The organism is Massilia norwichensis, assembly GCF_024753245.1.
GTDB classification, from domain to species: domain Bacteria; phylum Pseudomonadota; class Gammaproteobacteria; order Burkholderiales; family Burkholderiaceae_D; genus Telluria; species Telluria norwichensis.
This window is the reverse complement of the sequence record NZ_JANUGX010000001.1, coordinates 358,369-372,390: the sequence shown is the minus strand read 5'-3', so window position 1 is coordinate 372,390 and position 14,022 is coordinate 358,369. Positions and strand designations below refer to the sequence as shown.

Below are 14,022 nucleotides of genomic sequence, written 5' to 3'. Positions count from 1 at the left end.
TGGCTCAGCCTCCGCTGGTCCGTATCAGGAACTGGCGGAAGGCTTCGGCCGGCTGTCCCTGCGGGCGGTCGCGGTGCCAGATCAGCCCGACCTCCATGTCCGGCACGAGGTCCAGGATCGGGCGCGCCTCGATCTTCTTGCCCTCGAGCGACCAGTGGCGGTACACCATGTCCGACAGGATGCTGACCCCGAAGCCATGGGCGATCAGGCCGCGCAGCGCTTCCATCGAGCTGGTGCGGAAGGCGATGTGGGGCTGCACGCCGCGCGCTTCCCAGTAGCGCCGGGTCGACTCCTCGCTTTCGTCCACCGTCACCTGGATATACGGGTAGGCCGCGATGTCGGACAGGGCGGCATTGTCCTTTCCGAGCAGGGGATGGTCGGCGGCCATCCACAGCTGGCGGCGCGAACGCACCAGCACATGGTGGCCAAAGTGTTCGCGCTCCGGAAGGTTGGACAGGATCACCACGCCCATGTCCAGGCGCCCGGACCCGACTTCGTCTTCGATGGCTTGGCGGTGCATGTCGGCCAGGTCGATGTCGACACCGGGATACTGGTCGCGGAAGCGCGCCAGCAGCGGCGGCAGGAAATAGCCGAGCAGGGTGTAGGAAGCGCCCACCCGCAGCGGGCCCGCCAACTGCAGGGCCGGCAGATGCTGTTCGCGCAGGCAGTCGGCCAGCGAGTCGAGGATGCCGCGGGTCCGGTGGTAGAAACGCTGGCCGTCGGCGGTCAGGGCGACCCCGTGGGGCTTGCGGTCGAACAGCCGCAGGCCCAGTTCCTGCTCCAGCAGCAGCACCGCGTTGGTGATCGCCGACTGCGATACGTGGGCGCGCGTGGCGGCCATCGAAAAACGGCCGGTCTCAGCGGCGGCGACGAAGTAGCGCAACTGGCGCAGGCTGACGTTATCGGTGCTGGGCATGCGTTTTTCTGATACCTGGGCTCATGATTTTTGATTTTACGATAGTTGAACATTTTTGTAGACTCTGTTCATAAAAATTCTTGACGGAGACATTGCATGAACTCGCCGCTAACGCCTGCCGCCGCAGTAGAACTGCGCGCCGTCGCGCTCGACGACAAATACACGGTCGACCAGGGACGCATCTACCTGAGCGGCGTGCAGATGCTGGCGCGCCTGCCGATGCTGCAGAAACAGCGGGACCTCGATGCCGGCCTGAACACGGGCGGCTACGTGTCGGGCTACCGTGGCTCGCCGCTGGGCGGCCTGGATCTGGCGCTGTGGAAGGCAAAAAAGCACCTCGACAGCCACGACGTGGTGTTCCAGCCCGGCCTGAACGAAGACCTGGCGGCCACCGCGGTGTGGGGCACGCAGCAGGTGAACCTGTACGACAGCGCCACACGCGACGGCGTGTTCGGCATGTGGTACGGCAAGGGACCGGGCGTCGACCGCTCGGCGGACGTCCTCAAGCACGCCAATGCCGCGGGGACCTCGTCCAAGGGCGGCGTGCTGATGCTGGTCGGCGACGACCATGCCGCCAAGTCGTCCACTGTGGCGCACCAGTCGGAACACCTGCTGGTGGCCTGCGGCATTCCGGTACTGTACCCATCCAGCGTGCAGGAATTCCACGACTACGGCCTGCACGGCTGGGCGATGAGCCGCCATGCCGGGCTGTGGGTGGCGATGAAATGCGTGACCGACGTGGTGGAATCCTCGGCCTCGGTCGAGATGGATCCGCAGCGCCTGCGCATCGTGGCGCCGGATACGCCCCTGCCGGAGGGTGGGCTGGGCATCCGCTGGCCCGACGGCCCGCTGGAGCAGGAGGCGCGCCTGGTCGAGAGCAAGTGGTATGCCGCGCTCGACTACGTCCGCGCCAACAAGCTGAACCAGGTGGTGCTGGACGCGCCGGATGCGCGCTTCGGCATCGTCGCCGCCGGCAAGGCCTACCTCGACCTGCGCCAGGCCCTGGCCGACCTCGGCCTGGACGACGCGGCCTGCCGCGCCATCGGCATCCGCATCCTGAAGGTCGGCTGCGTCTGGCCGCTGCACGCGGACGACGTGCGCGAATTCGCAGCCGGGCTCGAGGAGATCCTGGTGGTCGAGGAAAAGCGCCAGGTGCTCGAATATGCGATCAAGGAGCAGCTGTACAACTGGCCGAACGAGCAACGGCCGCGCGTGTACGGAAAATTCGACGAACGCGGCATGGAGGGTGGGGAATGGGCCTCGCCGCGCGGCGAGTGGCTGCTGCCGGCGCGCTACGAGCTGTCGCCGGCGCTGATTGCCAAGGCGGTCGCGCGCCGCCTGGGCCAGGCCGGCCTGCCGCGGCATCTGCGAGCCGCGATCGACGCCCGCATCGCCGTGATCGAGGCCAAGGAGCGCGAGGCGGCGCGGCCGCGCGTGACGGCGGAGCGCAAGCCGTGGTTCTGCTCGGGCTGCCCGCACAATACCTCGACCAGGGTGCCGGAGGGCTCGCGCGCGCTGGCGGGCATCGGCTGCCACTACATGGCCTTGTGGATGGACCGCCGCACCGAGACCGTGGCCCAGATGGGCGGCGAGGGCGTGAGCTGGCTCGGCCAGATGCATTACACGCGCGACAAGCACGTGTTCGTGAACCTCGGCGACGGGACCTACTTCCATTCCGGCCTGCTGGCGATCCGGGCCGCGATCGCGGCCAAGGCCACGCTCACCTACAAGATCCTCTACAACGACGCGGTCGCGATGACCGGCGGCCAGCCGGTGGACGGCACCCTGACCGTAGCGCAGATCGCCCAGCAGGTCGTGAGCGAAGGCGCGGTGCGGGTGCTGGTGGTGAGCGACGAGCCGGAAAAATATGCCGCGCGCGCCGGCCTGCCGGATGCTGTGACGGTGCATCACCGCGACCAGTTCGACGCCCTGCAGCTGGAGCTCAGGGAAGTCGCCGGGGTATCGGTCATGATCTACGACCAGACCTGCGCCACCGAGAAGCGTCGCCGGCGCAAGCGCGGCGACTATCCGGACCCGGCGCGGCGCGCCTTCATCAACCCGGCGGTCTGCGAGGGCTGCGGCGACTGCTCGGTGGCGTCGAACTGCCTGTCGGTCGAACCGCTCGAGACCCCGTACGGCACCAAGCGCAGAATCAACCAGAGTTCCTGCAACAAGGATTTCTCTTGCGTGAACGGATTCTGCCCGAGTTTCGTCACCGCCGAAGGCGCCCAGCTGCGCCGGCCCCGTGCCGTGGCGGCGGCCGCCGCCGAAGCTCCCGTCGTTCCGGAACCGGTGCAAGCCACGCTCGAGGGTGTCTGCGGCATCGTCGTGCCGGGCGTGGGCGGCACCGGCGTGGTGACCATCGGCGCGCTGCTCGGCATGGCGGCCCACCTGGAAAACAAGGGCGTCAAGGTGCTCGACATCACCGGCCTCGCGCAAAAGGGCGGCGCGGTGCTCAGCCACGTGCAGATCGCGGCGCATCCGGACAGCATCCACGCGACCCGGGTGCCGACGGGTGAGGCGGCCCTGCTGATCGGCTGCGATGCGATGGTGGCGGCTTCCGCCGACGCCTTGTCGCGGGTGCGGCGCGGCCGGACGCGGGCCATCGTCAACAGCGCGTCGGTGCCGGCGGCGGCCTTCCTGTCGAATCCCGACTGGAAGTTCCCGGGCGCCGCGGCCGAGGACGACCTGCGCACCGCCATCGGCGAGACCTGCGAGTTCGTGGACGCGAATGCGCTGGCGCTGCGCCTGTTTGGCGACACGATCTACGCCAACCCGCTGCTGCTCGGCTACGCCTGGCAAAAGGGCTGGGTGCCGCTGGGACGCGCCGCGCTGCTGCGCGCAATCGAATTGAACGGTGTCGCGGTCGAGAAGAACCAGCAGGCTTTCGAGGCTGGCCGGCTGGCGGCGCACGATCCGGCTGCGCTCGGCGCACCCGCCACGGCGGCACCCGCGACCCCGGCCGCGCAGGCCAGGCCGCTTCCGCTCCCCGTGACCCTCGATCGCCTGATCGCCCAGCAGGTGGCGCTGCTGACGGCCTACCAGAATCCGGCATATGCCCGGCGCTACCGTGAGTCGGTGGAGCGCCTGCGCAAGGTGGAGGCCGGGGTCGACCCCGGCGGGAGGCTGGCGCTGACCGAGGCGGTGGCGCGCAACCTCGCCAAGCTGATGGCTTACAAGGACGAATACGAGGTGGCGCGCCTGCATAGCGCGCCCGAGTTCCTGGCCGAGCTGCGCAGCCAGTTCGAGGGTGAGCCGGGCAAGGATTACCAGCTCCATTTCCACCTGGCGCCGCCCATGACCGCCGCGCGCGACGCCGCCGGCAGGCTCGTTAAGCGAAGCTACGGCCCATGGATGATGCAGGCATTCTCCGTCCTGGCCCGCTTCAAGGGTTTGCGCGGCACGCTGCTCGACCCCTTCGGCAAGACCGCCGAGCGGCGCCGCGAGCGCGCACTGGTCGAAGACTACTTCGCCCTCGTGCGCCTGTTCTGCGAGACCCTGGCCCCTGAACACCTGGATACCGCGCTCGAGCTGGGACGGCTGCCCGAAAAAATACGCGGCTACGGCCACGTGAAGGAAAAAGCCATGGACGCGGCGGCCGAACGGCGCGCCCGGCTCATGGCGCTCTATGGCGCTTCGGCCCACCAAAACAAGACTTGAAGGAGATAGGCATGAAAATACTGGTACCAGTCAAACGCGTGGTCGACTACAACGTCAAGGTCCGCGTCAAGTCCGACGGCAGCGGCGTCGATGTCGCCAACGTCAAAATGTCGATGAACCCGTTCGACGAGATCGCGCTGGAAGAGGCGACCCGCCTGAAGGAAGCCGGCAAGGTCACCGAGATCGTGGCCGTGACCTGCGGCGTGACCCAGGCCCAGGAAACCCTGCGTACCGGCATGGCCATCGGCGCCGACCGCGGCATCCTGGTCGAGACCGGCGCCGAGATCGAGCCGCTGGGCGTGGCCAAGGTGCTCAAAGCCCTGGCCGACAAGGAGCAGCCGCAGCTGATCATCCTGGGCAAGCAGGCGATCGACGACGATTCGAACCAGACCGGCCAGATGCTGGCGGCGCTGCTGGGCTGGCCCCAAGCGACCTTCGCTTCGAAAGTCGTGCTGGAAGACGGTAAAGTGACCGTGACCCGCGAAGTGGACGGCGGCCTGGAAACCGTGGCCCTGACCCTGCCGGCCATCGTCACCACCGACCTGCGCCTGAACGAGCCGCGCTACGTGACGCTGCCGAACATCATGAAGGCCAAGAAGAAGCCGCTCGAGACCATCAAGCCGGAAGACCTGGGCGTCGACGTGACCCCGCGCCTGAAGACGCTGAAAGTGTCGGAGCCGGCCAAGCGTTCGGCCGGCATCAAAGTGCCGGACGTGGCGACCCTGGTGCAGAAACTGCGCACCGAAGCCAAAGTCATCTAACCAAGGATAAGAGAACATCATGGTCGCACTCGTAATTGCTGAACACGACAACGCCTCGCTGAAGGGCGCCACCCTGAACACCGTGACCGCGGCCGCCCAGTGCGGCGGCGAAGTGCACGTGCTGGTCGCCGGCGCCGGCTGCGGCGGCGTCGCCGAGCAGGCTGCGAAGATCGCAGGCGTCTCGAAAGTGCTGGTCGCCGATGCGCCGCACTTCGCCGATGGCCTGGCCGAGAACGTCGCCGAGCAGATCCTGGCGGTCGCCGGTTCGTATTCGCACATCCTCGCCCCGGCTACCGCCTACGGCAAGAACATCCTGCCGCGCGTCGCCGCCAAGCTGGACGTGGCCCAGATCTCGGAAATCACCAAGGTCGATGCGCCGGACACCTTCGAGCGTCCGATCTACGCCGGTAACGCTATCGCCATCGTGCAGTCGGGCGACAAGGTCAAGGTCATCACCGTGCGCAGCACCGGCTTCGACGCCGCTGCCGCCGAAGGTGGTTCGGCCGCCGTCGAATCGATCGCTGCAGTCGCCGATTCGGGCAAATCGTCCTTCGTGGGCCGTGAACTGGCCAAGTCGGACCGTCCGGAACTGACCGGCGCCAAGATCGTCGTCTCCGGCGGCCGCGGCATGGGCTCGGGCGACAACTTCAAGCTGCTGGAGCCGCTGGCCGACAAGCTGGGCGCCGCCATGGGCGCCTCGCGCGCCGCCGTCGACGCCGGCTACGTGCCGAACGACTGGCAGGTCGGCCAGACCGGCAAGATCGTCGCCCCGACCCTGTACATCGCCGTCGGCATCTCGGGCGCCATCCAGCACCTGGCCGGCATGAAGGACTCGAAGACCATCGTCGCCATCAACAAGGACCCGGAAGCGCCGATCTTCTCGGTGGCCGACTATGGCATCGTGGGCGATCTGTTCGAGGTCGTGCCGGCGCTGGTGGAGGAGTTGGGATAAGCAGTGACACCGCCGTTCCCGCCGGGGCGGGAACGGCGTTCATATCGACCTCAATATTTTTCCGCCACCACTTCCGGATCGAACACCTCCTGGGGCGTGCGCACGCTCGGTCCCAAGATCGGGCCGACCAGTTCGTGGCCCCAGGTCGACAGCTTCTCCGGATTGAGTTCGAAACCATCGTCGTGCCACGGCTCGAGCTCGGCGATGCACTCGATGGCGAAGCCGGACGGCGTGAAGTGGTAGAAGGACATGTGTGGGTCCTGGGTATGCTGGCCCAGGGTCATCATCATCTGCAAGCCCTTCTTGCGAACCAGGTCGTAGGTCTCGCCGACGTCGCGCACCGAGTTGACGGTGATGCCGACATGTTGCACGCCGGCCTTGCCCGGGCCGAAGCCGTAGGCGATGTCGTGGCTGGTATGGTTGTTGAGGCTGGCGCGGAAGAAGCCCGTCTTGCCCTTGCCGGCGCCGGCGCCGTAGTAGCGCATGCCCATGACGACGGTCAGGAAGTGTTCGAGCTCGGGTCCGAACTCCGGGGTGATCAAAACCACGTGGCCGACGCCGCGCTCGCCGCAGGTGAAGCCGCCGTGCGGGCGCCCCGGCTGGAAGGAACGCGGCATCCATTTCTGTGCATAGAACAGCTCGTGCTGGTAGCCGACGGGGTCACGGAAGCGCACCAACTCCTTGACGCCGCGGCGCTCCCGCAGAGCTTCGTCGGCGACGATGAGCTCGACCCCATGCTCGCGAAAGCGTTCGACCGCCGCCTGGAATTCGAGTTTCCCTTTTGCTTCCCAGCCGATGTAGGCCAGCCGATCGATCTTCCCTGGGTGGAAGGCGATCCGGTGGCGCCGGTCGTCCATCCTGAAGTACAGCGAGTCCTGATCGCCTTCCGGGGCAGGGCCCGTCTGGAAACCCATCACCTGGGGGCCGTATTCGCGCCAGGCGTCCAGGTTGGCAGTCTCGAAGCCGAGGTAGCCGATGCCGATGATGTCCACTTGTCTCCTCCTTTGGTTTTATGTGCAGTGCGTGAGCGCTAGATGGCCAGCAGACCGCCGTCGACGACCAGGTCGGAGCCGGTCATGAAGCGCGCTTCGTCCGATGCCACGTAGAGCGCGAGCGAGACGACTTCCTCCGGCTCGCCGGGGCGGTCCTGCAGCACGCCGTCGAGGATGATGCGGCGCGTGGCCGGGTTGTCGACGAAGGCCGCGGTGCCGGGCGTGCGCACGAAGCCCGGGCTGATGCTGACGGCGCGGATGCCCAGCGGCGCGCCTTCCACCGCCAGCTGCCGCGTGAAGGACACGACCGCGCCCTTGGCCGCGCTGTGGGCGCTGATGCCGGCCGCGCGGGAGCCGCCCCAGGCCGCGGTCGAGGCGATGTTGATCACCACGCCCCCCTGCGCCGCCAGGTGTTTCCACGCGATGCGGGTGGTAAAGAAGATGAGGTCGAGCTCATTGCGGATGGTGTAGTGCCAGTCTTCCACCGACATCTCGCCGACCGGCCCGAACCTCGCCGCCGAGGCATTGTTGTACAGGATGTCGATGCGGCCGCATTCCTCGGCCGCGGCCTCGACCCAGCGCCTGGCCTGCTCGTGGTCGCCGAGATCGACCGGCGCGCTGCCGTGCAATGTGTAGCCCTCGGCCGCCATCAGGCGCGCGGTTTCCTCATGCCCGGCACGGTCGACGTCGCAGCCGACCACGGTCGCGCCTTCGCGCGCAAAATACAGGGCGGCCACGCGGCCCTGGCCGCCGCCGGTGCCCGTGATCAGGGCGACCTTTCCAGCTAATCGGTTCATGGCGAGGCTCAGGCCGGCGCCTGGATGACGATGGCTTCGGCCGGGCAGGCGGCCGCGCCTTCGCGCGCGCTCTCCAGCAGTTCGTCGGGGACGACATCGCTGTCGACGTAGGCGATGCCGCCGGAATCGAGCTTGTAGATCTCGGGGCAGATAGCGGCGCAGAGGCCGTAACCGCAGCAGCGGCTGCGTTCGATGATTACGCGGTGAAGCACTTGATCGCTCATGATTCGTCTCTTTAATAATTATCCGGCCGCGTCGACCGTGAGACGATTATGCACACAAATCAAAAAACTGTCACGTTTTGTGCGATCAGAACAGGATGTTGCCGACCTTCGCCGCCGCCTTGCTCAGTGACTGGCCGAGCTTCTCGACTTCGGCGTCGGCGTACTGGCCGCGGAAGGTCACCGCCGACATCGCGTAGGCAATCGCACCGGTGCGGTCGTCCACGGGCGCCGCGACCGCCAGGATACCTGTCGAAAAATAGCCGTCGTCGATCGCCCAGCCCTTGGCGGCGGCATCGAGCACCTGGCGCTGGTAGTCCTCGAAGCTCAGCGGGCGCGCCCAGCGCACCTTGTCGAACACGGCGCGCAGGCGTTCCTCGTCGAGGCCGAGCCTGGCGGCGAACAGGCGTCCGCTGGCGCCCATCAGTACCGGCAGGCGCTGGCCGATCGCCATGTCGATGCGCAAGTCGCCAGGACTGGTTTCCGAGCTGACCAGAACGATCCGGTCATTGCCCATCCGCCGCCACAAGGTGACTGTGACGTGGTGCGCGGCGGCGAATTCCTGCATCAGCGGGCGCACGACGTCCAGGCGCTGGCCCTGCGTGACCAGATGCTCGACCAGCTTGGCCAGGCCCAGCCCCGTGGTATAGGTTTTCGACAGCGGGTCGAAGTCGAGCATCTCTTCGGCCACCAGCGTACGCAAGGTGTTGAAGCAGGTGCTGGGATTGATCGACAATTCGCGCGCGATGTCGGATGCACGCTCCGGGGAACCGGAGGCGGTCAGGAAGCGCAGGATGCGGACCGCATTCACGACCGGCTTGACGGTCACGCCGGTCGAGGAATCGGTTAATTCGTCGTTGCTGGTAGCGCTAGGCATGGAATGCTCCAGAAAATGCAATTCTAATATCAGAATCGTTCCGGAGCAAGCGCGCCGCAGCGAACAAGAAGGCCCTAGTCGCGCACCAGCAGCAGGCTGCCGGCCAGCGGGCCACCGCCCGAAGCGACCACCGAGACCTGGTGCGGCCTCACCTGGCGCGCGCCGCCGCGATTCCATAGCTGGGTACAGGCTTCGTGCACATAGCCGAGGCCGTGGGTGCGGCCGCCCGACAGCTGCCCGCCATTCGTATTCACCGGCAGCGCGCCGTCGAGGGCGATGCGGCGTCCGCCTTCGACGAAGCGGCCGCTTTCGCCGCGCGGGCACAGGCGCAGCGCTTCCATCCACATCATGGTCAGGATCGAGAAGCCGTCGTACAGCTGCGCATTGCCGACATCGCCCGGCTTGAAGTCGGTACGCGACCACATCATGTCGGCGGCATCAACGGTGGCCATCGCGGTCAGGTCGATCTGGTCCCAGGACCACGGCTGGCGCAGGGCGGAACCGATCGCTTCGATACGCACCGGCGGATTCGGAAGATCCCTGGCCGCGTCGGCGCGCGACAGGATGATGGCGGTCGAGGCATCGCAATGGACGTCGCAGTCGAGCATGCGCAGCGGCGTCGAGATCATGCGCGAGGCCATGTAGTCGTCCATGCTCAGCGGCGTGCGGTAGATCGCCTTCGGGTTCAGCGCCGCGTTGGCGCGGCAGGTGAGGGCGATCTGCGCCAGCTGCTCGGGCGTGGTGCCGTATTCGTGAAAATGGCGCTGCGCGTACATCGCCATCAGGCTGATCCCGGACAGCACGTTGAACGGCGTGTACCACTGCCAGAAAAAGCTGCTGTCGCGCCCGACGGTCTTGTTGGTCAGCGCGCTGGCGCCCTTGTCGGTCTGGCGCCGGGTCGCTTCGGTAATGGTGCGAAATACCAGCACGTGGCGGCACAGTCCGGCCGCGATCGCCATCGCGCCATTGATCATGCCGGCCAGCGGCCCCGGTCCTTCATAGCCGCCGCCGAACCAGTTGACCTTCAAGCCCAGCGTGCCGATCAGCGCATTCGGTCCGACCGGCGAAAACGCGTCGCCGTTGTTGTTGTCGCCCGGCCAGCAGGCGACGCCGTCGATCTCGTCGCGCGTCAGGCCGGCGTCGGCAATCGCTTCCAGGCAGGCGTCGAGCGTCAGGCGCATCGCCGATTTCGCCGACGGGCGGCCGACTTCCGACTGGCCGATGCCGGTGATCGCCACGTCCTTTTCGTAGATCCGGTCGAACATCATGCAGCCCTTTCGAACAGTGGAAGCCAGACGTCCTCGACCTGCTCGAAGCGGACCTGGACCGGCATGCCGATCGCGACCTGGTCCGGCTCGGTGCCGACGATGTTGCTCACGAAACGCAGGCCCTCCTGGTCGGCCAGCCCGACGATGGCGACCACATAGGGCAGCTGCAGGTCCGCGCGCCAGGCCTGGTGGTTGACCGTATAAGTGAGGACCTTGCCGCGTCCCGAGACGGCGCGCGGCCCGACTTCCAGGCTGAGGCAGCGCGGACAGATCGGCGCCGGCGGATGGAAGAAGCGTGCGCAGGCATTGCAATGGTGCATCTGCAGCCGGCCCTCGGCGCCGCCTTGCCAGAAGGCCCGGTTGTCGGGAGTGAGTGCGGGGAGTTTTCTCGTCATGCCTTGGCCTCCGGCGAGTGCTTACGGACTATCGGTAGGGAGATTCTACAACTATGTAGACAGAAATTGAAAATATGTTTAAAGTTTTCAGCAAGGCGCACCCTCCAACCTAGCAGAGAAGAAAGATTCCGCCATGCCGCAGCGACTCGATTCCCGTACCTTCGTAGTAACCGGCGGCTTCGGCGCGCTGGGCCGTGCCGTCGCCGCACGGCTGGTCGCCGAGGGCGCGCGCGTCGCCCTGCTGGACCGCGCCCCGGCACCTGGCGGCCTTTCCGATGGCGTGCTGGCATTCGGCGGCGTGGAACTGGGCCAGGAGGCCGCCTGCCAGGCGGCATACGCGCAGGTCGCCGAGGCCCTCGGCGCGCTGGACGGCGTCGTCAACGTGGCCGGCGGCTTCACCTGGGAGACGGTCGAGGGCGGCGCCCTGGCGTCCTGGGATCGCATGTACGAGACCAATCTGCGCACCGCCGTGGCCAGTTGCCGGGCGGCGCTGCCGCACCTGCTGGCGGGCCGTAGCGAGCGGATGAGCGGACGCATCGTCAACGTAGGCGCGGCCGCGGCGCAGAAGGCCGGCATGGGCATGGGCGCGTATGCCGCGTCCAAGGCCGGCGTGGTGCGCCTGACCGAAGCACTGGCGGAAGAACTGAAGGACCGCAGGGTCACGGTGAACGCCGTCCTGCCCAGCATTATCGACACGCCGGCCAACCGTGCCGACATGCCGGACGCCGACTTCAGCCGCTGGGTGGCGCCCGACAAGCTGGCGGCGGTGATCGCCTTCCTGCTGTCGGACGATGCTTCGGCGCTGACCGGCGCCAGCATCCCGGTCAACGGCCGGGTGTAGCAAGCCGCGGCGCGCCCGTGGACAAATATAACAAAGGACGGAGACAGGAATGAGACTGGTTACTTACCGCGACGCGTCCGGCACCATGCGCCCCGGCGCCTTGATCGAATCCGACACGGCGATCGTCGACCTGAGCAAGGCCGCCAGCGCTACTGGCCTGGGTGGGTGGCCGGCCTTCGCCAGTATCCTGGCGCTGGTCGAGGCGGGCGACGAAGCCATGCAAGAGGCGCGCCGCCTGGCCGCGCGTGCGCCCGCGGGGACGGTCGTCGAGCGCGCGGCCGTGAAACTGTGCGCACCGATACAGCCGCCGCCGCAGATGCGCGACTGCTCCTGCTTCGAGCTGCACCTGAAGCAGAGCTTCGCGGCCGCGCGCCGCGCCCGCGTGGCCCACCTGCCCAATCCCGAGGAAGCGTTGGCGCAGATGAACACCCGCGCCGACGAGCGCGTGATCGCCACCTTCAACCGCCAGCCGATCTATTACAAGTGCAACCGCTTCGCCGTGATCGGACCGGACGAGGATGTCATCTGGCCTTCGTACAGCAAGGCGATGGATTTCGAACTCGAATTCGCCTGCTATATCGGACGCAAGGGCAAGAACATCCCGCGCGAGCGGGCACGCGATCACATCGTCGGCTATACCATCTTCAACGACATGAGTGCGCGCGACGCGCAGGCCATGGAAATGGGCGGCATGCTGGGGCCGGCCAAGAGCAAGGACTTTGACACCGGCAACGTGATGGGGCCCTGCCTGGTCACCGCCGACGAGCTGCCCGATCCCTACGACCTGGCCATGATCGCCCGGGTGAACGGCGAGGAATGGGGCAGGGGCAGCACGCGCGACATGCGCTGGCGCTTCGAGGACGTGATCGAGCATATCTCGCGCGACGAAACGCTGTACCCGGGCGAGGTGCTCGGATCCGGCACGGTGGGCAACGGCTGCGGACTCGAACAGCTGCGCTACCTGAAGCCGGGCGACCTGATCGAACTCGAGGTCGAGGGCATCGGGATCCTGCGCAGCCGCATCGTGAAGCCCAAAGGAGACTAGCATGGTCGGAAAAAGGAACGGCGCGGCGATCGACTTCGCCGAATTCAGGCAGGGCTGGCGCATCCTGCTGCTGGCGATTGCCGGCGTCATGATCAGCATTAATGCCGCGCTCTTGTACGGCTTCGGGGTGCTGGTGATCCCCTTGCAGCAACAGTTCGGCTGGGAGCGCCCGGCCTTGCAGGCGGCGATCAGCTTCCTGTTCGGCGGCGCCGTGATCGGCCTGCAGCTGGTCGGCTGGCTCAACCTGCGTTTCGGCATCAAGCGCGTCACCCTGGTGTCGCTGTTCACGATGGCGCTGGGCTATCTCGCCACCACGCAAATCCGGGGTTCGATATGGTCGCTGTACGCCGCCTTCTTCTTGCTACCCATCGTCGGGATGGGGGCGCTGGCGGTCACCTGGACCCAGTTGCTGAACCTCTGGTTCGTCCGCAACCGCGGCCTGGCGCTGGCGCTGGGCCTGTCGGGCACCGGGATCACGGCGGCGCTCACGCCGCCGCTGTTCGCCTGGGGCGTCGCCAACTGGGGATGGCAGGCGCCGTTCGTGATCCTGGCGCTGGTCAACGTCGTGATCGGAATGCCGCTGACCCTGGCCTGGTTCCGCCTGCCGCCGGCCCACGCGGCGGCGGATGCCGGTGCCCTTGCGCCAGGCGCCGCGGCCGCGCCGGCGCTAGCCGGCATGCGCTTTCGCGCCGCCCTGGCCTCGCCCAAGTACTGGATCTGCAACCTGGCCCTGTGCCTGGTGGTGTCGGCGGTTATGGGCATGGTCACCAGCACCGTGCCGATGCTGCGCGACCGCGGCCTGGCGCTGGCCAGCGCCACCCAGGTGTTCGCATGGTTCGGCATCGCGCTGGTGCTGGGTCGCCTGCTGGTCGGCTACCTGCTGGACCGGCTCTGGCCGCCGGCCGTGGCGGCCGTCAGCCTGGCCTTGCCGGCCGCCGGCGCGTCGATCTTCCTGTCCGGCAGCACCGACCCTGTCCTGCTCAGCGTCGCCGCGGCGCTGGCCGGCCTGGGCGCGGGCGCCGAATTCGACATCGCGGCATTTCTCATCGCCCGCTACTTCGGGCTGAAGGACTACGGCCGCATTTTCGGACTGCACCAGGGTCTGATCACGGTGGCCTCGGCCGCGGCGCCCCTGATGTTCGGCGCCATGTTCAGTGCGACGGGCGCCTACACGATGATGCTCGGCTACTGCGCGGCGAGCACGCTGGCAGGCTCGCTCCTGCTGCTCACGCTGGGGCGCAGTCCGCAGCCCGCGGTCCAGGCGCGCGCAGCCGCCTGAAACCTTTCTGAACAATGA

Annotated in this window: 13 protein-coding genes; 6 read left to right on the top strand and 7 right to left on the bottom strand. The window is 67.3% G+C overall.

What is annotated here, in order from left to right:
• Positions 1-4: 4 nt before the first annotated feature.
• On the bottom strand, positions 5-916 hold the full coding sequence (locus NX782_RS01605; RefSeq protein ID WP_258843736.1) for a LysR family transcriptional regulator: 912 nt from the start codon (positions 914-916) through the stop codon (positions 5-7).
• A 96-nt stretch (positions 917-1,012) separates the two neighbouring features.
• Between NX782_RS01605 and NX782_RS01600 the strand changes: the two genes are divergently transcribed.
• From NX782_RS01600 to NX782_RS01590, 3 genes are read left to right on the top strand one after another with little or no spacing between them, the layout of a single operon-like run.
• Positions 1,013-4,576, top strand: a complete 3,564-nt coding sequence (locus tag NX782_RS01600; protein ID WP_258843735.1) for an indolepyruvate ferredoxin oxidoreductase family protein — start codon at positions 1,013-1,015, stop codon at positions 4,574-4,576.
• Between the two features lie 11 nt (positions 4,577-4,587).
• Positions 4,588-5,337 carry an electron transfer flavoprotein subunit beta/FixA family protein gene (locus tag NX782_RS01595; RefSeq protein ID WP_258843734.1) on the top strand — a complete coding sequence of 250 codons (750 nt, stop codon included), beginning with the start codon at positions 4,588-4,590 and terminating at the stop codon, positions 5,335-5,337.
• 19 nt (positions 5,338-5,356) lie between these two features.
• Entirely contained in the window at positions 5,357-6,289 is a 933-nt protein-coding gene (locus NX782_RS01590; RefSeq protein WP_258843733.1) for an electron transfer flavoprotein subunit alpha/FixB family protein, read from the top strand.
• Positions 6,290-6,339: 50 nt separating this feature from the next.
• Here NX782_RS01590 and NX782_RS01585 read toward each other — a convergent pair whose 3' ends face one another.
• The 6 genes from NX782_RS01585 to NX782_RS01560 all read right to left on the bottom strand — a co-directional run bounded on the left by NX782_RS01585 (position 6,340) and on the right by NX782_RS01560 (position 10,839).
• A complete protein-coding gene (locus NX782_RS01585; RefSeq protein ID WP_258843732.1) occupies positions 6,340-7,281 on the bottom strand; it encodes a VOC family protein in 942 nt (313 codons plus the stop codon).
• A gap of 38 nt (positions 7,282-7,319) precedes the next feature.
• Complete coding sequence (locus tag NX782_RS01580; protein WP_258843731.1) at positions 7,320-8,078, bottom strand: SDR family NAD(P)-dependent oxidoreductase; 759 nt, start codon at positions 8,076-8,078, stop codon at positions 7,320-7,322.
• 8 nt (positions 8,079-8,086) lie between these two features.
• Positions 8,087-8,302 carry a ferredoxin gene (locus NX782_RS01575; RefSeq protein ID WP_258843730.1) on the bottom strand — a complete coding sequence of 72 codons (216 nt, stop codon included), beginning with the start codon at positions 8,300-8,302 and terminating at the stop codon, positions 8,087-8,089.
• An 85-nt stretch (positions 8,303-8,387) separates the two neighbouring features.
• A complete protein-coding gene (locus NX782_RS01570) occupies positions 8,388-9,176 on the bottom strand; it encodes an IclR family transcriptional regulator (RefSeq protein ID WP_258843729.1) in 789 nt (262 codons plus the stop codon).
• A gap of 74 nt (positions 9,177-9,250) precedes the next feature.
• On the bottom strand, positions 9,251-10,444 hold the full coding sequence (locus NX782_RS01565) for a thiolase family protein (RefSeq protein ID WP_258843728.1): 1,194 nt from the start codon (positions 10,442-10,444) through the stop codon (positions 9,251-9,253).
• On the bottom strand, positions 10,441-10,839 hold the full coding sequence (locus NX782_RS01560; protein ID WP_258843727.1) for a Zn-ribbon domain-containing OB-fold protein: 399 nt from the start codon (positions 10,837-10,839) through the stop codon (positions 10,441-10,443). Before NX782_RS01560 ends, NX782_RS01565 begins: the two co-directional genes overlap by 4 nt.
• A 133-nt stretch (positions 10,840-10,972) precedes the next feature.
• Here NX782_RS01560 and NX782_RS01555 point away from each other — a divergent pair, with 133 nt between their 5' ends.
• From NX782_RS01555 to NX782_RS01545, 3 genes are read left to right on the top strand one after another with little or no spacing between them, the layout of a single operon-like run.
• A complete protein-coding gene (locus tag NX782_RS01555) occupies positions 10,973-11,680 on the top strand; it encodes an SDR family NAD(P)-dependent oxidoreductase (RefSeq protein ID WP_258843725.1) in 708 nt (235 codons plus the stop codon).
• 49 nt (positions 11,681-11,729) lie between these two features.
• Complete coding sequence (locus NX782_RS01550) at positions 11,730-12,725, top strand: fumarylacetoacetate hydrolase family protein (protein ID WP_258843724.1); 996 nt, start codon at positions 11,730-11,732, stop codon at positions 12,723-12,725.
• Position 12,726: 1 nt separating this feature from the next.
• A complete protein-coding gene (locus tag NX782_RS01545) occupies positions 12,727-14,004 on the top strand; it encodes an MFS transporter (RefSeq protein ID WP_258843723.1) in 1,278 nt (425 codons plus the stop codon).
• Positions 14,005-14,022: the final 18 nt, after the last annotated feature.